Consider the following 21232-nt stretch of genomic DNA (forward strand, 5'->3'; position numbering starts at 1 on the left):
GGGGGCGCCAGCGGCGGGATGTGGGTGGTGATGGGTGCTCCGGCGGTGTCGTTCTTGAAGCGGAGCAGGCCGCTGATGGCGGCGACAGCCGTACCTGCCGGGTCGCTGGGGGCGGTGGCGCGGGTTCGGGCGGTCGGCGGGGTGCCGGGGATCAAGTCGAGCGGCTGGCTCCACTCGCATTCGCTAACCACGATCGTGCAGGTCGGCTCCTGCGGCTTGGCCTTGTTCTGACCGTTGCACGGGAACGGGATGTTGTCGGCCTGGCTGCCGCCCTCCCACTTGGAGATCACGCTTGGGTCGATGATGCCGACCTGGACGGGGAAGGCGGCGGAGCCGGCGCCGTCGGGGCCGGTCACGCCGCGGACGCGGGTCTGGTGGGCGCAGCCCTTGCGGTCGTCCCAGACCGGGAGCTGGCCGGCGACGGTGAAGTACATCCGGGACGGGTTGATGCACTGGGTGAGGGAGACCGGGGAGTTCGGGGCGAAGTTGCGCCACCGGACCGTCACCGTCTGGCCGGGGTCGAGGTCCACGACGTCGGGGCCGTCGACTCTGGTGCCGCCGGTCGCGGCGGTCCAGACTTCCACTGTCGGCAGTTCGGCCGCCGCCATGGCGCTCGTCGGTCCCGGGGCGGGAAATGTCAGCAGGGCCGCGGCGATCGCGATCGCCCCCACGGCGGCCAGGGTCCTGCGTGACGCTCGCAACACAGTGCTCTCCACTTGCAAATGGCAGTAATCCCCCAAAAGGAAAGCGTTCGGGTGCCCGTCCGGCAATGGCATCGGGGGGCGGACATGAGTGTTCACTGGCACGTCGTGCCGTGGACACGGGAGGCCCGGCGGAATTCACCTGACCTCGCGATTCGCCGCGACTGGCAATTGTCGCGCCGGTTCTCGTTAACCCGGGATTGGTGATGCGGACAGGTCGGCATGGCGACACTTCGGTCTGACATATGCCCGCGAAGGGGAGCGCTCAGCACCAAGAGCCTCAGCGATGAGAGCCTCAGCAATAGGAGCACGGTGGAATCGAACGACGCCGAGGGATCGACGGGCCTCGCGGCCCTCGGCTTAGGTGAACCTCCGGACCCTCCAGGTCCTTCGAATCCCTCGGACCCCCCGAGTCCGCCAGGTCCTCCGGGACCTCCGGCCGACGAGGGTCCCCTGGCCGACGAGGGACCTCGCCGCATCGAGGCGAGGCTGAGCGGGAGCGACCGCTTCTACCGGGCGCTGGCCAGCACCGGCGCCGGGATCACGCTGCTGATCATCGTGCTGATCGGCGTCTTCCTGCTCCTGGAAGCGCTGCCCGCGTTCCAGTCCGCCGGGTTCGGCTTCCTGACCACCCAGCCCTGGAACCCCGACTCGGTGCCGCCCGAATTCGGCGTCGCCGCCATGATGTTCGGCACCGCCATCACCGCGATCGTGGCCATGCTGGTGACTGTGCCGCTGGCCCTGGCCACGGCCGTGTTCATCAACGAGTACGCCCCGCGCGCCATCCGCGCCGCGCTCACCTCGCTGGTCGACCTGATGGCGGCCATCCCCAGCCTGATCTTCGCCCTCTGGGGGTTGTTCTTCCTGGTCCCGTGGCTCCAGCCGATCGAGGGCTGGCTGGTGGCGCAGCTGGGCGGCTCGCTGCCGTTCATGCGGGCCGTCGCCACCGGCTCCTCGCTCTTCAACGCGGGCCTGGTGATCGCGCTGATGGCGATCCCGATCACCACCTCGATCATCCGCGAGGTGCTCTCGCAGGCCCCCCGGCACGAGTGCGAGGGCGCGCTGGCGCTCGGCGGCACCCGGTGGGGGATGATCACTACGGTCATCCTGCCGTTCGGGCGCACCGGCATCATCGGCGGCTCCATGCTCGGCCTCGGCCGCGCGCTCGGCGAGACCATCGCGGCCACGCTGATCCTCAACATCCGCTTCGAGATCAAGCCGCAGATCTTCGAGACCGGCGGCATCACCGTGGCCAGCGGGATCGCGGTGGAGTTCTTCGACGCGCAGGAGCTGGGCCTGAGCGCGCTCATGGCGGCCGGGCTCTCGCTCTTCCTGGTGACCATCGTGATCAACCTGCTGGCCGCGATCGTGGTCGAGCGCGCGAAGTCGGTGGCCTGACATGGCGGCGACCCGGGCTATCGAGCAAAAGCCCGCCGAAAAGCAGGATATTCCGGATAAAGCGGTGGATGCGGCGAAGGCGGCGCCGCGGCGGCGGCCCCGGGCCTGGCGGTGGGCCGACATCGGGGAGTTCGCCGGATCGGCCGCCTCCGCGCTGCTGCTGACCTGGCTGATCTTCGACAGATTCCTGCCGTTCCGGATCCAGGGCGTGGCGTTCGTCGTCGCCTGGTATGTGCTGACCCTGCCCATCTACTGGCTGGTCGTCCGGGACGGCCACGGCCCGGTGACCGCCCGCGACCGGCTGGCCTCCCTCCTGATCACCACCGGCGCGGCGGTGGCCCTCTCGCCGATCTTCCTGGTGGTCGGGTACGTCACCGTCCGCGGCCTCGGCGTGATCGACTTCAGCTTCCTGGCCGAGACCATGGAGTTGACCGGCCCGCTCTCGGAGGCCGATGACGGCGGCCTGCTGCACTCGCTCATCGGCACCCTGGAGCAGCTCGGCATCGCCACCCTGATCGCGGTCCCGCTCGGCGTGCTGACCGCCGTCTACCTGAGCGAGATCTCCGGCCCGCTGGCCCGGCCCACCCGGCTGGTGGCCGACGCGATGACCGCGCTGCCGTCGATCGTGGCCGGACTGTTCGTGTACTCGATCGTGGTCATCCGCACCGGGTGGGGGTTCTCCGGCTTCGCGGGCAGCCTGGCGCTGACCATCCTGATGCTGCCCACGGTGACCATCGCGGCCGAGCAGGTGCTCCGGGTGGTGCCCGGCAGCCTGCGGGAGGCGGCGCTGGCGCTGGGCTCGCCGTACTGGCGGAGTGTGCTGCTGGTGGTGTTGCCGACCGCGCGGGCGGGGCTGGCGACCGCGGTGATCCTCGGCATGGCCCGGGTGGTGGGGGAGACCGCGCCGGTTCTGCTCACGGTGGGCGGGACCAACGTCCTCAACGTCAATCCGTTCTCCGACTACCAGGACAACATCCCGCTCTTCGTGTTCAACCAGATCAGAAGCTCCAAGGAGACCTTTGTGGAACGTGCCTGGGGTGGCGCGCTGCTCCTGCTCGTGCTCGTGCTCATACTCTTCGTGCTGGCCCGGCTGGCCGGCGGCGCCGGTCCCGGCGGGGGCCGGAGCCGCCGTCGGAAGGGGGCGGCGAAGTGAGCACCCAGGAGACCGAGAAGGAGACCGAGACCACCACGGCCACCATGACCACCACGGCCACGATGCCGGTCCAGCCGGCCGGGGGCACGCTGCGCGGGGTCGGGGTGTCGGCCTGGTTCGGTGCGCGCCGGGTGCTGGAAGGCGTCAACATCGACATGCGCGCCGGGGTGGTGACGGCGCTGATCGGCCCCTCCGGCTGCGGCAAGTCCACCTTCCTGCGCATCCTCAACCGCATGCACGAGCTCGTCCCCATCGCCTCGCTGGCCGGGAGCGTACTGCTGGACGGCGACGACATCTACGGCACGGCGCTGCCCATCACCGAGGTGCGGCGGCGGATCGGCATGGTCTTCCAGAAGCCCAACCCGTTCCCCGCCATGACCATCGGCGACAACGTGATGGCCGGGCTGAAACTCACCGGCCGCAAGGCCGCCAACCGGGAGCAGCTCATCGAGGAGAGCCTGCGCCGCGCCGGTCTCTGGAACGAGGTGCGCAACCGCCTGAGCGCCCCGGCGGGCGGGCTCTCCGGCGGCCAGCAGCAGCGGCTCTGCATCGCCAGGTCGCTGGCCGTCCGGCCGGACGTGCTGCTCATGGACGAGCCCTGCTCGGCGCTCGACCCGACCTCCACCCGCCGGATCGAGGAGACCATCCATGAACTCAAGGACCAGGTGACGATCGTGATCGTCACCCACAACATGCAGCAGGCGCAGCGGGTCTCCCAGCACTGCGCGTTCTTCCTGGCGGCCGAGGACGAGCCGGGCCGGGTGGTCGAGCAGGGCGCCACCGAGCACATCTTCGGCTCGCCCGAGGACCCGCGCACCGCCGACTACGTCAACGGGAGGTTCGGATGAGCCGGGTCGCGATTTCGCTGTTGATGGTCCTGGTCTTCCTGGGAACCGGGCCCTCCCCCGCGAGCGGCGCGGACCTGCCGACCGTGAACGGGGCCGGGTCCACGTTCGCGTATCTGGCGATCCAGCAGTGGACCGTGGACGTGCGGCGGCAGGGGCTGTCGATCAACTACCAGCAGGTGGGATCCACCGCGGGGCGGGACCGGTTCTCGAAGAGGGAGAACGCCGACTTCGCCTCCAGCGACGTGTCCTACCGGTTCCCCGACAACCTCGGCACGGAGGCCTTGCCGAACTTTCCGTACACGTACATGCCGCTGGTCGGGGGTGGCACCGCCGTCATGTACAGCATCAAGGACAACGCCGGGCAGCCCATCACCGGGCTTCGGCTGTCGGGGCCGCTGCTGGTGAAGATCTTCACCAGCGCGTACTACACGCAGTATCGGGGCGAGCCGGAGATGTTCTGGGACGATAACGACATCAAGGCGGAGAACCCCGACATCCAGGCCCGGCTGCCGCACGCGCCGATCTACCCGGTGGTGCGCAAGGGTGGGTCCGGGACCACCTCGGTGTTCACCGAATACCTCAGCAAGCAGGCGGGGGACCGGTGGAAGGGCTACATGGAGGGCGGGTGCACCAAACCCGAAGGCTGCACCGGCCTGCCGCCCGCCGCACCGTCGGAGGACTGCAAGGGCGCCACCTGCGGGGCCACCGACGAGTGGCCGGACGGCCGGGGGTCGGGCGTGGAGTACAAGAGCGGCTCCGACACCGTCGCGATCGCCGTCCAGCAGGGACCGGCGGGCAAGGGCGCCATCGGCTACGCCGAGTACGCCTACGCCATCCAGGCCGGGCTGTCAGTGGTCAAGCTGAAGAACGCCTCCGGCAACTACGCCGAGCCGACCGCCTGCAGCCAGGCGATCGCGCTGACCGCGGCGCGCCGTAAGCCGGACGGCACCTACGACCTGACCGACGTGTACGCGCACACGCACCCCAACGCCTACCCGATCTCCAGCTACAACTACATCATCGTGCCGACCGACGGGTACGACGCCGCCAAGGGCGAGGTGATCAGCAAGTTCACCCTGCACGCGATCACCGAGGGGCAGAAGAACGTCGACGCGATCGGCTACTCCCAGCTCCCGCAGGAACTCATCGAGCAGGGCCTGACCGCGCTCAACTCGGTGCCCGGCCATCCGACGCTGCCAACCAGCGGAGCTCAGTGGGGCGCGTACTACAAGAGCCTCTCCCTGCCGGACGGGAAGAAGTGCGCCGAGGAAGGCGAGAAGGCGGTCGAGGAGAACCCCCCGAATAGCAATAACAACAACAACGATAACCAGAACAACAACAATAATAATAACCAGAACAACAATAGCAACAACAATAGCAATAACAACAACAATAATAACAACAACAGCAACTCGCCCAGCCCGAGCGCCAGTCCTTCGCCGGGGGCCAGCAATCCCAGCGGTGGCGGCGGCGGGTCGAGTGCCAGTCCCAGCAATTCTCCCAAGTCCGGCGGTAAGTCCAACCCGACCGGCGGTTCCAGCAAGTCGGCCACGGGCGGCCCGGGCAGTGGCACGCCGGGAGCCGGGGACGGCGGTGGCGACGGTGAGACCGGTGGCCCGGGCAGCGGTACGCCGACCGGCGGGGACATGTCGACGACGACCGGCACTAGCGACGGAACCACGCCCGGCGTCTCCCCCGACGGGCAGGTCCTCCCGCTGGCCGACAGCTCGGGTACCAGCGGCGGCAACGCCAGCATCAACCCGCAACTCGCCGGGGGCGCCGCGACCGAGGTCAAGAAGGTCGCGGAGGCCGCCAGCACGCCCTGGACGCTGCTCGCGATGGTCCTCGCGCTGATCGCGGTCGTCTTCGGTCCCGCCGTGGCCGGGATGGCGGCCCGCCTGCGCCGCTCCCGCCAGCACTGAGAGAGAACCTATGAGAATCCGACGGCTGGCCGTCGCCGCCCTCCTGGGTGGATCGGTCATCGTGGTCCCGCCGTTCGCCGGGAGCGCTGTCGCCGCGCCCGCGGCGCAGATCAGCACCCCGGGGGAGGGGACGCTGCACTCGCGCGCCCCCATCACCGTCAGCGGCACCGCGACCGGGGCGGTCTCCGTCCGGGTCGGCATCCAGGACCGCGCCGGGAAGCTCTGGTGGCGGCCGGGCACCTGGGGTGACTACAGCGCTCCCGTCGTGCCCGTCGGCCCCGGTGGCGCGTGGAGCTACACCTGGCCGGGCGGCGAGCCGGGCGACTACCTGGTCCAGGCCGTGGCGACAGCCGCCGATGGCTCCACCGACCCCGCGCTGCCGTTCCGCCGCTTCACCGTCACCGAACTGCCCGCCGCGGTCTCGGCGCAGCCGGACGCGGCGATCGCCGAGCCCGCCAAGGACGCGATCGTGCCCCGGGGCCGGGAGGTGGTCCTGCGCGGCCTGGCCGTCGACGACGTGTCGGTCACCGACGTCCGGGTGGCCGTACGCAACGTGGGCACCCAGCAGTGGTGGCATCCGAACGGGACCTGGGACACGAACTACGAAGCCCTCCAGGCCACGCCCTTCAGCGGCAGCGGGACCTTCGCGTGGACCTTCCGGTGGACCCCGCCCGAAGACGGCCAGTACACCTTCGCCGTCAAGGTGCGGGACGGATCCGGCGCCGCCCGCGACATCAGCCGGACGTTCTTCGCCGACGGCAACGCGCCCACCACGACGGTCACGACCACCCGCCGGGCCTTCCCGAGCGGCGGGCCGGTGAAATGGGAGGGTGTGGCCGACGACGCGCGCGGCGTCGGCTCCGTCATGGTGGCCCTGCTCGACCGGGGCACCGGTAAATGGCTGCGCACCGACGGGACCTGGGGCGCCTACCAGCGGCGCGCGGTCACGCTGACCGGCCCACGTGACGGCGGGAAGGCGTCGGTGGCCAACGGGCAGCAGCTCTTCACCAGGACCGGCTGGTCCTTCGCGTGGACGCCACCAGGCCCCGGCAGCTATCAGGCTGAGTTCACCGCCATCGACGCGGCCGGCCAGGAGGACCCGGCCTACCCCCGCGTGCCCTTCACGGTCGGCGGCCCCGACTCGGCCGCGTTCGCCCCCGAGGTCACGATCACCGCGCCGATCCTCGGCAAGGGGTACGGCACCGGCCCGATCACGTTCTCCGGCACGGCCACCGACGACACCTCGGTACGCGAGGTGCGCCTCTACGTCATCAGCCGGGACACCGGCCAGTACTGGCAGCCCACCGGAGGCTGGGGCGCGGCCGCCGTCGCCTTCCGGCCCGCGCTCCAGGGTTCGGCCTGGTCGGCCACCTGGACCCCGCCGTCGTACGGCAACTTCACCCTGCGCGCCGAAGCGGCCGACGACCGGGGACTCACCGCCTCGCTCGCGGTGCCGTTCAGCCGGGGCAGCGGCGCGGGCGCCGGCTACGTCACGCTGCTGGCGAGCCGCTCGCAACTCGGCGCCGTCGACCAGAACTGCCAGCTCAGACGCGGCTCCGTCCCCCTCTTCGGAGACCTCGCCGACGACCTGCGCGCCCGGAACATCCCTGTCACGGGGTCGGTCGTGGTCCGCTACGCCGACGAGAACTTCTGCGACCCGACCCTGGCCGACTACGCCACCTGGCCGGAGACCGAGCGCCTCCGCGACGAGTACGGCTGGAGCTTTGTCAGCCACAGCGCCAGCTACATCAACCTGACCCCGCCGGCCGGGCAACCCCAGCCGTCCCCGCAGACCCTGCGCGCGGAGACCTGCGGCTCGCTCGACGCCTTCGCCGCGCACGGCCACAGCCGGGCCTGGGGCCTGTTCCTCTACCCGGGGTACACGGGCAGCCCGCCCACCACCGCGGTCCAGCTCGACCCGGTGGCCACCTGCTTCGCCTACGCCCGCCAGTACGGCTACGGCGTCAACCTGCGCGAGCAGGCGCTCTCGCCCTACTTCGTGAGCGTGCAGGGCCTGGCCGGGAACTGGTGCAACGACCCCGCCCTCACCTGCTACCACTGGGTTCCGGTGCTGGGGACGCGTACCGACGGCACCCGCTACACCCCGCCGGATCAGGTAGCCGCGATGCTGTCGGGCGTGGCGGGGCAGTGGCGCATCCTTCAGATCTACAAGTTCCTGCGCGGCAAACGCCTGGGCGGCACCGGCACCCAGTGGGACTGCACCGGCGACTGGCGGACCCACTGGACCAGCGACGGCGAGTCGTACTGCGCGAACGACTTCACCACCGCCCTCAACCAGGCGCGCGGCGCCACGTACGCGGATCCGGCGACCGTGGCGACCGCGTGGGGCCGGGGGAGTCCCTGAAGCCGTTGTCTCGACAGCTGCGCGCTAGTCACGCGCGCAGACCACGCTGAAGGTCAGCGTGGCCAGATCGGTGCGATCCCGGAATGGCCTGGCCAGACCGGGTCGTACCCGCTCGACGTAGGCGTCCGTGGCGACGCGGCCGGGCACGATGCGCGCCCGCCAGCCCGTCTCCTCGGCCGCCGCCAGGTAGTCGCTCGCGCGCAGCCGGTTGGGCACGCCGGGGAAGCTCATCCGCCGGTAGGTCCAGTCCGAGTAGCGGAGCAGGTTGAGCGGGTCGCGGGGACGGATGCCGCGCATGTGCACCATGCCATCCACATGATGGGTCATGGTCGCGTTCGGCGCGGCCAGCTCGCCCAGCCGCGCGAACGTGGCGGGCACGTCGTCGAAATGCTCCAGCGCGGCACTGCTCACCACCACGTCATAAGGGCCGTCCAGCCCCGGCAGCCCGGGAAACGCGGTCACGTGGTAGCCGATCCGATCCAGATCCACCGGCACGCCCAGGCGTTCCCCGAGGGCGTCGTAGTAGCGCGAGCCCGCGTCGTCGGCGAGCGGAAAAAGGTCCGCCGCCGTGTACGAGGCCGCGCCACGAGAAAGGATCACCGCACCGGTTCCAAGGTCAGGCCCGGGCCCCAATTCGAGCACCCGCAAGCCCTCCCAGCTCTGGACCCCGTCCTCCTCCCACCGGTCGACGACCGCGACCACATAGTCCACACTCCGCCCCACCTCTTCCGTCGTGTACGGCCTCGGCCGCCGGTAAGCCTTGCCACGATGGCGTACCGCGTTAGCCAGGCCAAGGCCGAGGCCAAGGGTCCACCAGAGCGGATTGGGATGGCGGGCGGCGGACAGGCTCAGCCGCCCCGGGCCGATGATCGGCGTGCCAGTGGTCGTCATGGGGGATTCCTAGCGAGGCCCCGCCAACGGCGGCGATCCTGCCGGGGAACAGCGGAGGAACAGCGACACGCACGCTCGACATGAAGTTCTTCACCGGCAGCCGTGTGGATGTTGTCACGGCATTCACCTAGGGTTCCTCCCGCTCTATGGGGATTCCCAGCGAGGGCGGCGATCCCGCACCGCCACGGTGGCCCGGCATGGAGTTTCTTCACCGGCACATGCGTGGGTGTTGTCACGGTGCTCGCTGAGGGTTCCTCCCGCTTTGTGGGGATTCCCAGCGAGGAGTTGCCAGTGGTGGCGATCCCGCAGCGCCACGGTGGCTCGGCATGGAGTTCTTCACCGGCGCATGCGTCGGTGTTGTCACGGTGTTCGCCGAGGGTTCTCTCCGCTTCGCCATGATCGGTCGTTCTCTGTTGTTTCGCTTGTTGGATCGCCGCGTGGTTCGCCGTGCGGCTTCCCGTGTGTTTCCCCGTGTGATTTCGGACGAGGTGGAGTGACCGCTGTGAGAAGGCTGCCGATCGCCGGGGCCGTGGTGGCCGCTGTCGCCTTGGTTGTGGTGGTTTCCACCAACGCGAACCTGACCGGTGCCGAGTTGCTGGGGGACCCTGAGCTCGACATCGTGGTGGCCCCCACGCCAGAGCAGCCAACCGCGGCCCCTTCCGCGCAGCCGACTCCCGCTGCTCCGGCGGAGACCCAGCCTCAGACACGGGGGCAGGTCTACGTGCGTCCGGCCGGTCTGGCCAAGGTCACCGGTGGAGTGGCCGCTGGCGTGGGGATCTGGCGGCATCCGACCGACCGGCGCAAGAGCGTGGTCGTGGGCGCGGCCGAGGACGGCGGCATCGCCGCCTACAACCTGGCCGGTCGCCGCCTCCTCCGCCTGCAGGGCCCGGGAGTCCGGCTGACCGGCGTGGACGTGTTCTACCGGTTCCGCTTCGACCCCGAGTGGACCAACGACATCGCAGTGGTCACCGACGGTGCGACCGGCAGGCTGCGCGCCCTCGCCTTCCGGCCAGTGGCCGCGAGTTTCGGAAACCCGCTCATCGAGGAGGTCACCGCGCCCGACATGCCGGTGATCTTCCCCGACGGATTCCCGCGCGACGTCAGGGTCTGGCAGGACGCCACCGGGGTGTACGCGGTCGTCGCCCAGGACGGCGCCGCCCGGCTGGCGCTGGTGCGGCTGGTCCCCGCCGCCGGCCGCAAGGTCGCGTACGAGGTCGTCCGCACCCTAGATCTGCCCACCGACCTGGTCACCCACGACCTGACCCCATGGACCCCCTGCGGTCCCGCCCCCATCGTGGGCCTGGCGGCCGACACGTCCACCCTCTACGTCGCGCAGCGCGGCGTCGGCATCTGGCAGCTCACCCCGGACCTCACCGGCCAGCCCTCCCTCGTCGACGTGGTCTCCGGATTCGGCGCCCTACCCGCCGCCGACGGCACCTGCGGCCCAGGCGAAGGCAGCGACCGCCTCGAAGACGTCGGCGCACTGTCCCTCTACCGCGCCCCCGGCAGCCCCGGCTACCTGATCGCCGCCACCCCCGGAAACGGCCGTTTCACCGTGTACAACCGGCAGCCCGTCCAGTACATGGGCAGATTCCGCATCGGCTCGGTCCCGGCGACCGGCAGCCTGGCCGTCACGAACCTGGCCCTCGGATCGCCGTACGGCAAGGGCCTGCTGGTCGCCCGTACCGGCGGGAACGCGTTCGCACTGGTGAAGTGGGATGACGTGGCCCGCCGGATGGGCCTGCTCGTCGACACCCGGGGCTGATCCTCACCTGGCGAATGCGAACCCGCCTGGACGGTTGTTGTGGTCGGCGAACATGGCGATGGCGATCTCCGGCGGCGGTACGCGACCCGATGTCGAGCCCGATCGGCCGATGCACCCGGGCGATCTCCGGCACGGCGACGCCCGGTTCGGTGAGCGCCTGGACTTCCTAACCGGGGGACTGACGGCTGAGCAGTTCAGTGATGTCTTCACTCCCACGATAAGAAATCCGGCGAAGAAATGAACGAAGAAGTCGGGTGGCTGACCGATGCCGAGCTTGGGCTGCTGCGGAATCTCGGCGATGCCGGGAGTCCGCTTCCGTGGCGGGCGATGGTCGAGGGCCGCGACCACTGGTCAGGCGACAGTTTCATCATGATCGGACCGGAGGATCGGCGCGAGGACGACATGTATGTGTCCCGTGAATACGGCCGGACGGGCACGGCGAATTTGGATTTGACAGCCGGAGCCCGAACCGCACTGCCCCGGCTGCTGGATGAAATCGTCACGCGACGCGCACGGTCCTCGGATTCTCCGGCTCCCGCGGAGCCGCTGGTCGATTCCGCTGAGGATTTCAACGACAAGGAAATCAGCGAAGAAGTCGGGTGGCTGACCGATGCCGAGCTTGAGCTGGTGCGGAGTCTCGGCGATGCCGGGAGTCCGCTTCCGTGGCGGGCGATGGTCGAGGGCCGGGACCATCCGGAAGGTGGTGGCAGTTTCATCATGATCGGACCGGGGGATCGGCACGAGGCCCACATGTATGTGTCTCGCGACTATGGACCGGCGAGCACGGAGGATTTGGATTTGATAGCCGCGTCCCGAACCGCACTGCCCCTGCTGCTGGATGAAATCGTCACGCGACGCGCACGGTCCTGAGTCTCCCCGTCCGCCCGGTGGCCCTCGGTGGGGCCAAACGCATTTAAGGTTCTGGCGCACGATCAGTTGGGCTGGCCGTCCCTGATGGCTTGCCCGGGCTCTCCCTTTCAGGCGCCGGCGCCGCCGTCCACCGGCACGATCGCGCCGGTCACCATCGAGGCCCGGTCGCTTAGCAGCCATGCGGCCGCCTCGGCGACTTCGTGGGGCTCGGCCATCCGTCCGAGTGGGATCGATGCCTTCAATTGCTCGACGATGCCGGGGGTCGCCGCCTCCCACGCGTCGATCATCTCCGTGGCGGTGCCGCCGGGGGTGATGCCGTTCACCCGGATGCCATCACGGGCCCAGCTCACCGCGGCGGTCTCGGTAATGCTGTTGAGCGCGCGCTTCATGGCACCGTATGCGGGGAGGGCGGGGTTCGCGCGGCGGCTGCCGATGCTCGAGGTGTTGACGATCGCCCCACCGCCGTTCCGTCGCATGAGTGCGGCCTCGGCGGTCATGGCGGTCCAGTGCGAGCGGAAGTTCACGGCGAACTGCTCGTCGATGTCCTCGTCGGTCGTGGTGTCGAGCGGGCCGACCCGCTGCTGGATCGCCGCGCCGTTGTTGAAGGCTCCGTCGAGCCGTCCGTGCAGCTCTTCGACGCGGTCGACGGCGGCGCGGATGCTTGCGCGGTCGGCGAGGTCCAGGGCGACGGCGTCGGCGACGCCCCCATCGGCGCGGACCTCGGTGACGATGCGGTCGAGAGCGTTGGTGCTGCGGGCGGCGAGCACGACAGCGGCGCCCTCCCGTGCGAAGAGCCGGGCCGCAGCTGCGCCGATGCCGCGGCTGGCGCCGGTGATGAATACGACCTTGCCGGTGAGCAGGCCGATGGGGGTGGTGTCGATGTTGTTTGTCATGCTGACAGCGTCGTGCCAGCCCGGGATCCGGATGCAGGCACAGGCGGTACCAGGATCCGTCGCCGCGCAGCGTGCAGACTTGCGGTATGGACAAGCAGGAGCTTGGGGCGTTCCTCCGTAGCCGTCGCGAGCGGCTCCGGCCGGAGGACGTCGGCCTCCCCTCGGGCTCGCGACGCCGGACACCAGGTCTTCGCCGCGAGGAGGTCGCGGTCCTCGCGCACATCTCCACCGAGTACTACGTCCGGCTCGAGCAGGGCAGGGCGCCGCGACCGTCGGGCGAGGTCCTCGCCGGGATCGGAGGCGCGCTGCGGCTCACGGACGCCGAGTCCGATCACCTCCACGTCCTCGCGGGCACTGCGCCGAGCCGTACCGGACTGCATCGGCGCGACGTCCGCCCGAGCATTCTCGCGCTCCTCGAGCGGCTGCCGCAGACGGCCGCTTTCGTGACGTCCGCCGCGTTCGAGGTGCTCGCGTGGAACGACCTCGCGGCCGCGCTCATGGAGGACTTCGCTGAGCTCGCTCCGGAGGACCGCAATCTCGCGCGCCGGGCATTCCTCGGGTCGGCGCGTGCCGATGCGACGCCATACGGGATCTCCGACGCCGCGGAGTTCCGGCACCACGTCGTCACGGGGCTCCGATCCACCCTCGCCCGGTACCCATCCGACCCCGCCGTGATCAAACTCGTCGACGAGCTCCGCGACGCCAGCCCCGAGTTCGCCCGGCTCTGGGAGCGGCACGACGTGCAGGCTGCGCCGATGCTCACGAAGACTTTCCGTCACCCGGTCGTCGGGGAAATCACCGTCGACTGCGACTCGCTCACGCTCACGGACCGCGACCAGCACCTCGTGCTCTACAGCGCGCCGCCAGGATCCCCTGGCGCCGAGGCTTTGGCTCTTCTGAATGTCCTTGGAGCCGAGTGCGTCAATGCGAGCAGGTCGCTCTGACGGAGCCGGAACAATTACCCGGCGAGCGGTTATCGGGCGAAGGCGAATCCGCCTGGGCGGTTGTTGCGGTCGGCGATCAGTCCGGCGAGGGTGGCGATGGCGATCTCCGGTGGGGTGCGTGATCCGATGTCGAGCCCGATCGGTCGATGGACCCGGGCGATTTCCGACTCGGCGACTCCCAGTTCGGTGAGTGCCTGGACGTGGGGTCCTTGGTGGCGAGGGCTGCCGATGATTCCGATCCACCGGACCGGGTATCCGAGGACATCGCGGAGTATCGGCCCGATCTCGTCCCGGTGGTGGTCGGTGACGACGACGTCGGCCGTTTCGTCGAACTCCGCGGTGGGCTCGGTGACTCGCTTCACGCCGGGGAACTCGACGATCCGATCCGGATCCGGCTCGAACAAGATTGGCCGGTAGCCCAGATCGGTGCCATATTTCAGGAGAAATCCGGCCATGGGGGAGGCGAAGACCGCGACAAGCGTGCGCGTCTCCTCGACCGGAGCCGCTTCCCCGTGAGCGACCGCGCAGGACGCGTCGTGAACGTGGGCCATCTCAGAACCTTCTCACGTAGCCGACAGCCGGTTATTTCACGACCGGTCATCTCAGGGTACGCCGCGATGGAATGCCGGGAAGGGACACGGCGGGTCATCAGGGGTTGCGTCGGCGGTTGAGCGGATCGTGAAGGGTCGTGTCGGCGGTGGGACGGGTCATCCAGGGGGCGTTTCGCCGGTTGAGCGGGTCATGAAGGGTCGCGGCGGCGGTCGAGTAGGTCATGAAGATTCGTAGCGGCGGTCGAGCGTGTCGTGAAGAGCTGTGTTGGCGATGGTGCTTCATGACGATTTGTCGCGGCGGTGGGGAAGGACGAGTGGTTCGGCGGATGCGAGCCATGCCTCGGGGTTTGTGGCTGCGATCGGATACACGTAGTGGAAGTCGGCCTGGCCGGAGCTGATGGCGTCCTCGCCCCATAACCGCCCGCAGTTCGTGCACCGCAGCACCCCGAGCCAACGAGAGTTGTCCCGCACCACGATGTCCAGAAATTTCCTGATCTTGTCGTAGTGGAGTGACAAGGCGTATCCGTCCTCCCACGTGATGGGTTGCGTGCGGGAGTCGTAACCACATGGGCAGGGGTCACTCATGACAGTCACGATAGGTCGCCCGCTGCGGGAGCTTCTATGCCGTCGTCAACTGCCACGCGGGAAAGGAGACACCGCCGACCGTGATTCCGCCGTCACGGAAGGAGATCTCCGGATTGTCGGTGCCCGGCACGATCAAGGTCAGCACCCGGGTGCCCGGCAGTGAGAGCACCGTTGTCGTCTCGACTTTACGCAGATAGCCAGGGGAGACCGTGTCCTGGCGGACCTCCGGCTCTCCGGCTGGGAGGAACACCATGGTCGCCCGCCAGTCCCCGTCCGCCAGCACCACCCGGCCATTGCGGTTCGAGATCACCCGAAGCGACGGCGCGAGATGCCACAGACTACGCAGCTGAGCGCCTTCCGGGACCTCATCAAGCACGACCATCAGATCCGGACCATGATTGACCAGCACCGACCTCGTGCGCACTACCCCATACGCGTCGTCGGCCAGCCGGAAGCTCTGCCGCGTCGCCCCCACATCGGAGTGCTCCAGACACGTAGCCGTACCCGGACGGAACTCCCCGCCGACCACGACCGGGACATTGTGTGCCTCCGGCGAGGTCGTCCACTCCCGGTAGGCGTCCTTCTCGTACGAATGGAACCCCGCCTCCACCAGAATGTCCCGGCCATGCGCGTGATACGTCACACCCAGATGATCCTCATGACCGTGCAACTTCCGCCCCGGCCCGAACCTGATCGAGTAATACGCCGACCTGCGGTCATTCCATCGGGTACGCCCGAACACATAACCACTGTCGAAAACCTTGACCGTCGCCTCCTCGTTCCGGAAGCCCACCGGGCGGGTGTCCGCGGGACTGTCCCCGATCGGCACCAGACGCCCGTCCGGTTGGGTGGCGTGGCTCACGTAGGTCTCCAGCGACCGGCGCCGCTCCTCCAGACCTTCAGGGATCGCGGCCCCACATCCTCTGATCGCGTCCAGCGCGACACCCAGGCGTCTGTGCACGTAGAGGCCGTACCTGGGGGCCTGCTCGTGCAGTGCGCCCTGGTCGTCGATCGCGAGTTCCGCCGACGCCGCCATCCGGCTGATCGCCAGGTCTGTCCACCGCCTTCGGCGGAAGCGGCAGCCGATCGCCAGCAGCGCGATGTCCTGGTCCAAACCGTGGTTGTGGCCGGGCCGGTAGAGCGCGGGATCGGACAGCACGCGAGCATGCTCGATCAGGCTTCTGGACAGCCAGTTCGCCCGCACATGCGCGCTCAGCCGGACCAGCGCGGGCGCCCGCAGCGCCACCGAATGCTCAGCCCACGCCCACGCGCTGACCCCCGCCCAGCGCCGCGAGTTCTTCCGCACCCAGTCCTCGGCGATCTCGGCCGCACGCTCCAGCAGCGCCCGATCCCCGCCCTTCTCGTACGCGACGACAAGCCCGCCCATCCATCGCAACGCGTGCAGATTCAACATCCACGACCGGTTGCGATGCGGATCGGCCCGCCAGTCGATATCCCGCCCCAGATCAACGACAGGCAACCCAACGAATCCCACCCGCCCGGCCATCACCTGCTCCACATCGATCGAAATCCCACCAGGACCCGCGACCACCGGCCCGTCGCTCGTAGCCAACGAAAGACGCGAATCCACCATCGTCATGAGGGCATGCCAAAACAAGCGATTGCTCCAAACGAGAGAATGGGACCCCGAGGGCCGGGGAATTACAGGCGAACGACAGTCATCGGGCATGCCCGGCGTTCGCTCGATCGGCCTCCGGGGCCAGTTCGGCTTGGTCGTTACGGGGGAGCCGTTCGTTCAACCAACTTCCGGGACCGGTTCCGGCTTGGTCGTTATGCGGTCATTCCGGGGGGTGCGGCGCGGATGGTCTTTCGTTCGTTCAACCGGCTTCCGGGTCCAGTTCGGGCTTGGTCGTTATGCGGTCATCCCGGGGGGTGCGGCGCGGATGATCTTTCGTTCGTTCAACCGGCTTCCGGGACCAGTTCGGGCTTGGTCGTTAAGCGGTCATCCCGGGGGATGCGGGGCCGATGGTCTTTCGTTTGTCCAACCGGCTTCCAGGACGAGTTCGACCCGGTCGTTCTTCACTCCGGCCGCGTCGGTGGTGGAGGAGATGACCTGGGAGCTCCCGGTGTCGATGATCAATGTCCGGCGGACCAGCCCAGACGGCTCCCGCAGCGTGAAGGAGAACGCCGCTCCAGCTCTGCCCGATTCGTCGGTTTGCGTGCCGAGGTAGGTGACATTCGGGAGGTCTGCGAGAGCACGGTACGCTGCGGCCCGTACATCAGGGGGAGACGGTTTGCTCCAGAGCAGACCACTGAGCGCGTCCGCCACCACACCCTCGTCCGCCGACACGATCTCCGCGACGTGGGCACGAAGCGCCACGGGGTCGACCGGAAGGCTCCTGATCTGCGCGAACGTCATCGGCCGCCCCGCCATGCTGAACGCCACCCCGCCACGCACGACCGCGAGCGTGCTCGGCCCCGGCGCCGTGAACACCTGGTGCCCAGGCCACTCGGCGGGCGAGCCTTCCTGGAGCCAGGCCTCCCGGTCGGCCGGCCCAGCCGGTTCCGCCCCCAGCGAGACCGCACCAGCCCAGACGTTCCCATTCCGGGAAACCCACTGCTCCGAAATACGGCGATCAACCATCCAATACCGGCTCCCGCCCTCGCCCAGCATCTCCGGATACCGCTGCCGCACCAGCTTCCTGACCCGCCAGTACGCCCCAGCCTGCACCGTCCCCGATTCCGCGGTGACCGCCGCCGCCAGCAGAATCGACCGCCCCGCGGGCTCCAACGTGGGAGTCGCTCCAGGAACGCCCGGAGATCCTCCCGGCAGCGCGATGACCGCCGCCGTCGCCACGGCCGCTGCCAGCCCGGCCACCGCGGCCGTCCACGGCCTCCGCAATCGCCGCCGCGCTTCGGCTTCGAGCAGGGCGCCCACTCTGGCCTTGAGAACCGGGTCGGGTTTCGGCTCGCCGTACAGCTCCCGGACCCGCGTCAGCTCATCCATGGTCGCCCCCCATCGGGTTGCTGTCGCCCAGCGCCGCCCGCAGCTTGCGCCGGGCGCGATTCAGCCGCGAGCCCACCGTCCCGTACGGAATCCCCAGCGCGGCGGCGATCTCCTCGTGACTAAGCTCTGCCAGCGCGACCAGCAGCAACACGTCACGATCCCGCTGATGCAACTCAGCGACGGCCGCCGCGATGTCCGGACGCAGACTCTGCGCGCTCACCTGCGTGGAGACCTCTTCCTCATGTCCCGGAAAATCAGGATCTGGCCCGTGCCGTCCGAGAGCTCGCAGGGTGCGGACCTCGGTTCGATGGTGGCGGCGGATGAGATTGCTGGCGATGCCGTACAACCAGACCCGGACACTCGCCCGAGACGGGTCATACCGCGCCCGCTTCCGGAACGCGGTGAGAAACGTCTCCGCGACCACGTCCTCCGCGCTGTCGGGCCCGAGCCGCTGCGTCACATACCGATGGATCTCCGCGAAATACGCATCGAAGATCACACTGAACCGCTCGGACTCGGCCAGCGACCGCCGCACCACCTCGGCATCCCCACCCCGATGCCCGGCCCAGGACACCGTGGTCACGATGGTCTTCCCGTCATGTGCGTTCCTTCGGCTACGAGCGTCGGACACCCTGTATCTCCCGATCCGCCCATCCACTTTCACGCTGCCCGCAGCCGATTTCGGTGGGAGGCGACGTCCCCCTATAGTCGTCGCCTCCCTGGGATGTCAGGCGATGACGCTCACGAGGCCGAGGTCCACGTAGCCGCCCATGGCGCCGGGGGTGCCGGCGACGTTGAGGTAGCTGAGGGAGGCGACGATCGCGTAGCTGCTGCCGCCGGGGCCGGCGGGGAGGCCGGTGGTGACGACGATGGCGTCGGAGTAGGCGTTGAGGCCGGTGAGGGGCTTGGTCTGGGGGGCCGCGGGGAAGGGCGCGTCGTGCGGGCCGCCGATCTCGTCGATCAGCAGGCGGAGTTGCCAGGTGCCGCCGATCATGGGTGCGAGGGAGCCGGTGAGCTCCCAGGTGAGGTTGACCTGGAAGGGGTCTCCCGCCTTGAGGACGTCGGCGGGTGGGCCGCCGCCCACGTCGACCAGTTCGGCCTGGATCTTTCCGCTGAGCAGGGCCGGGGCCAGCCCGAACGGAATCTGGAAACTGCCAGAGGTGAATGCCATGGTTCCTCCCGTTGTCTGATATCCGAAACGGTAGGAAAGGACGGCATCGCGTGGCCTCGGGGGTTGTGCCGGGAAGTTCCCTAGGGTCCTGGTCAGATGCTTTGAGGGGTACGGCAATCGCCGTACCCCTCAAAGGGGATTTAGCGGCCTACGGCGAGGCAGGTGGACTTGGACTTCTTGGTGGGGTCGCTCTCCGAGGTGGCCGTCAGGTTGACCTTGGCGAGCAGGGCGCCGCCCTTGGCCCGCAGGACGTGGACGGGCACGGTGACCTTCTTGCCGAACTCGGCGGTGGCGAGCTGGTTGGGCAGGGAGACCGTCCAGCCGCGGCCCTCCACCTCGGCGGTCAGGCGGTAGACGTCATTGTTGAGGTAGGCGGACACGTCCTCGGGGTGCTGGGCCGTGGTGGCGGCCTTCTTGCCGGTGTTGAGCACCGGGAACTTGCAGGTGGCGATGCTGTCGCCGGCGGTGATGCCGATGCTGGGCAGCACCTGGACGCCGCGCTTCTGCGGTCCTGAGCCGTCCAGCGAGCGGATCGCCACCCGGTAGGAGAGCACGCCCTTGCTGCGCTTCACGTCCAGGACGTAGAAGTGCAGGCGGTTGGCCTCGTCGGTGAACTCGAACTCGCTGCCGGAGTCGGCGCCGGCGTGGAATAGCGCGTCCGACAGCTGCCGGTAGTCGCCGATCGTGATCGGGACCTGGGTGCCGTCCGGCAGGACGTAGTCGGTCATGCCGATGTCCTGCGGGTTGGCGTCGATGACCCACTCGAACGGGGCCTGGTCCTGGTCCTTGGTCTTGGCCAGCAGCACCCCGGAGTCGGGCGTGAACGAGTCGGCGCCCATCCGGTCCACGACCTCGACCGTGTAGTTGTTGTAGCGTCCGCCGTCACAGAGCGGGTCGGTGCTGGTCGAACAGGCGGGGCTCAGGTCCGCGCCCATCGCGATGTTGACGCCCATCAGCCCGTTCGACCCCGGCTGTACGGCCCGAGCCGTCACCTCCGCCACCACGAGCCCGGACTCGTCCAGCGCGTCCCGGTTCAGCCGCAGCACGTTCGCCTCGTCGACCATGTTCAGCTTGATCTTGTTGCGGAGCATGTGCTGGGCGCCCATCGAACCGCCCGAGGTGGGCGGGATCAGCCAGCGGCTGTGCGGGCCGCCCGGGCCGTTGAAACTGCCCCGGCTGAGCATCTCCCAGATCCCGGTGTACGCGCGACGCACCGGAACCGCGTACGGGTTGTTGTAGTTGTCGCCGACGCCCATGATGTGGCTCAGTTCGTGGGCGTACACGCCCATGCCGGAGCTCTCCGCCTGGACCGAGTCGACGCCGAAGCGGGCGTTGGGCCAGAAGGTCGAACCCGCCTGCCAGGACGTCCACTCCACGTAGCGGGTGGGCGACCAGTTCGGCAGGGCCGGGTCGTCCGGGCCCCACTCGTCGGTGACCTCTTCCTTGGTCGGGAACTTCATCATGCCGAACTCCTGCCAGGTGGACGACTCGTCCTGGCCGGCGCTGACGTAGAAGATGAAGTCGAACTGGGCCGCGGTCTCCGGGCCGACCGCCGCCAGCCAGGCCGCGTTGCCGTCGGCGCGCAGGTTCTTGTTGCAGGTGTCCCCGGCCGGGCAGGAGTTGCGCTGGTACTCCAGCGCGTACTCGTGGTCCTTGCCCGGCATTGTGTAAGGGCCGAAACCGGTGAGGTTCACGCCGTACCGGCCGCCGGAGTCCTCCATCCAGTATTCGTGGATGGTGTGACCGCGGTTGAGGTCGTTCGGGGTGTTGAGGAAGTCCTGGTAGAACTTGGCGACCTGGTCGCGCGGGATGTCGTGGGCTTCCGCGGTGGGGTTCTTGAATACGGTCGAGCCCTTGGGTTGGGTGACGACGAAGGGCTGGTTGGGGTAGTCCAGCAGGACCAGGGCGCCCTTGAAGGTGCGCACCGAGCCGGGCGTGGAGGGGTCGGCCCAGTTGGTGCCCGGCACCTTCTTGTAGTCGGCCCACGTCATGTGGTCCGGGTTCTTCCAGTTCTGCGGGTCGATCGGGGCGGGGTGCCCCTGCTGACCGCCCAGGGAGCGGAGCTGGGCCGCGCCGGGTTCGTCCTGCTGCCACGGCTGGGTTTGCGGCCAGTGGTCGTAGCGCCAGGGGAACTCGGGGTCGGGTGCGGGCTCAGCGGAAACAGGGGTCACCGAAAGTAACGAGAGGGGCAACAGTGCCACGGTCGC

General features: G+C 69.0%; 20 protein-coding genes. 10 read left to right on the forward strand and 10 right to left on the reverse strand.

Annotated features, from left to right (window positions below):
* Positions 1-704 (reverse strand): hypothetical protein (locus Amac_RS53460; RefSeq protein ID WP_170322251.1); only part of this gene is annotated, 704 nt, incomplete at its 3' end.
* A 309-nt stretch (positions 705-1013) separates the two neighbouring features.
* On the opposite strand from Amac_RS53460, the gene pstC reads away from it, so the two are divergent.
* From pstC to Amac_RS01375, 5 genes are all read left to right on the forward strand, one after another.
* Positions 1014-2099 carry a phosphate ABC transporter permease subunit PstC gene (gene pstC / locus Amac_RS01355; RefSeq protein WP_218040818.1) on the forward strand — a complete coding sequence of 362 codons (1086 nt, stop codon included), beginning with the start codon at positions 1014-1016 and terminating at the stop codon, positions 2097-2099.
* Between the two features lie 64 nt (positions 2100-2163).
* Entirely contained in the window at positions 2164-3252 is a 1089-nt protein-coding gene (gene pstA / locus Amac_RS01360; RefSeq protein WP_170322252.1) for a phosphate ABC transporter permease PstA, read from the forward strand.
* Positions 3253-3314: 62 nt separating this feature from the next.
* Positions 3315-4100, forward strand: coding sequence for a phosphate ABC transporter ATP-binding protein (locus tag Amac_RS01365; protein ID WP_218040828.1), 786 nt, complete (start codon positions 3315-3317; stop codon positions 4098-4100).
* Complete coding sequence (locus Amac_RS01370; RefSeq protein WP_155352397.1) at positions 4097-6022, forward strand: phosphate ABC transporter substrate-binding protein PstS; 1926 nt, start codon at positions 4097-4099, stop codon at positions 6020-6022. The genes Amac_RS01365 and Amac_RS01370 overlap by 4 nt, the downstream gene beginning before the upstream one ends.
* Before the next feature lie 10 nt (positions 6023-6032).
* Positions 6033-8387 (forward strand): Ig-like domain-containing protein, encoded by a 2355-nt coding sequence (locus Amac_RS01375; RefSeq protein WP_155352398.1) that lies wholly within the window; start codon positions 6033-6035, stop codon positions 8385-8387.
* Between the two features lie 24 nt (positions 8388-8411).
* Here the strand turns inward: Amac_RS01375 and Amac_RS01380 are convergent, their stop codons facing one another.
* A complete protein-coding gene (locus Amac_RS01380) occupies positions 8412-9278 on the reverse strand; it encodes a class I SAM-dependent methyltransferase (RefSeq protein WP_155352399.1) in 867 nt (288 codons plus the stop codon).
* A 326-nt stretch (positions 9279-9604) separates the two neighbouring features.
* Here Amac_RS01380 and Amac_RS53465 point away from each other — a divergent pair, with 326 nt between their 5' ends.
* Genes Amac_RS53465 through Amac_RS01395 form a run of 4 tightly spaced genes read left to right on the forward strand, consistent with a single transcriptional unit; the run spans position 9605 to position 11913 of the window.
* The gene (locus tag Amac_RS53465; protein ID WP_170322253.1) at positions 9605-9775 is read left to right on the forward strand and encodes a hypothetical protein; all 171 of its coding nucleotides are present in this window, start codon (positions 9605-9607) and stop codon (positions 9773-9775) included.
* A 5-nt stretch (positions 9776-9780) separates the two neighbouring features.
* Complete coding sequence (locus Amac_RS01385) at positions 9781-11043, forward strand: phytase (RefSeq protein WP_170322254.1); 1263 nt, start codon at positions 9781-9783, stop codon at positions 11041-11043.
* A gap of 52 nt (positions 11044-11095) precedes the next feature.
* Positions 11096-11284: a hypothetical protein gene (locus Amac_RS01390; protein WP_155352401.1), complete on the forward strand. Its 189-nt coding sequence runs from the start codon at positions 11096-11098 to the stop codon at positions 11282-11284.
* On the forward strand, positions 11281-11913 hold the full coding sequence (locus tag Amac_RS01395) for a hypothetical protein (protein ID WP_155352402.1): 633 nt from the start codon (positions 11281-11283) through the stop codon (positions 11911-11913). Before Amac_RS01390 ends, Amac_RS01395 begins: the two co-directional genes overlap by 4 nt.
* A 107-nt stretch (positions 11914-12020) precedes the next feature.
* Here Amac_RS01395 and Amac_RS01400 read toward each other — a convergent pair whose 3' ends face one another.
* Positions 12021-12806, reverse strand: coding sequence for an SDR family NAD(P)-dependent oxidoreductase (locus tag Amac_RS01400; RefSeq protein ID WP_155352403.1), 786 nt, complete (start codon positions 12804-12806; stop codon positions 12021-12023).
* Between the two features lie 86 nt (positions 12807-12892).
* Here Amac_RS01400 and Amac_RS01405 point away from each other — a divergent pair, with 86 nt between their 5' ends.
* Entirely contained in the window at positions 12893-13750 is an 858-nt protein-coding gene (locus Amac_RS01405) for a helix-turn-helix transcriptional regulator (RefSeq protein WP_155352404.1), read from the forward strand.
* Positions 13751-13779: 29 nt separating this feature from the next.
* Here Amac_RS01405 and Amac_RS01410 read toward each other — a convergent pair whose 3' ends face one another.
* From Amac_RS01410 to Amac_RS01440, 7 genes are all read right to left on the reverse strand, one after another.
* Entirely contained in the window at positions 13780-14301 is a 522-nt protein-coding gene (locus tag Amac_RS01410; protein ID WP_155352405.1) for an XdhC family protein, read from the reverse strand.
* Positions 14302-14580: 279 nt separating this feature from the next.
* Positions 14581-14886 carry a hypothetical protein gene (locus Amac_RS01415; RefSeq protein ID WP_155352406.1) on the reverse strand — a complete coding sequence of 102 codons (306 nt, stop codon included), beginning with the start codon at positions 14884-14886 and terminating at the stop codon, positions 14581-14583.
* A 34-nt stretch (positions 14887-14920) separates the two neighbouring features.
* Positions 14921-16459: a heparinase II/III domain-containing protein gene (locus tag Amac_RS01420; RefSeq protein ID WP_246268001.1), complete on the reverse strand. Its 1539-nt coding sequence runs from the start codon at positions 16457-16459 to the stop codon at positions 14921-14923.
* 390 nt (positions 16460-16849) lie between these two features.
* Positions 16850-17854 carry a CU044_5270 family protein gene (locus tag Amac_RS01425; RefSeq protein WP_155352408.1) on the reverse strand — a complete coding sequence of 335 codons (1005 nt, stop codon included), beginning with the start codon at positions 17852-17854 and terminating at the stop codon, positions 16850-16852.
* Positions 17847-18437 (reverse strand): RNA polymerase sigma factor, encoded by a 591-nt coding sequence (locus Amac_RS01430; RefSeq protein WP_307729685.1) that lies wholly within the window; start codon positions 18435-18437, stop codon positions 17847-17849. Before Amac_RS01430 ends, Amac_RS01425 begins: the two co-directional genes overlap by 8 nt.
* Positions 18438-18581: 144 nt before the next feature.
* On the reverse strand, positions 18582-19025 hold the full coding sequence (locus tag Amac_RS01435) for a hypothetical protein (RefSeq protein ID WP_155352409.1): 444 nt from the start codon (positions 19023-19025) through the stop codon (positions 18582-18584).
* Between the two features lie 140 nt (positions 19026-19165).
* A complete protein-coding gene (locus tag Amac_RS01440; protein WP_218040819.1) occupies positions 19166-21226 on the reverse strand; it encodes a M6 family metalloprotease domain-containing protein in 2061 nt (686 codons plus the stop codon).
* Positions 21227-21232: the final 6 nt, after the last annotated feature.

The sequence above is a fragment of the Acrocarpospora macrocephala genome (assembly GCF_009687865.1).
GTDB lineage: Bacteria > Actinomycetota > Actinomycetes > Streptosporangiales > Streptosporangiaceae > Acrocarpospora > Acrocarpospora macrocephala.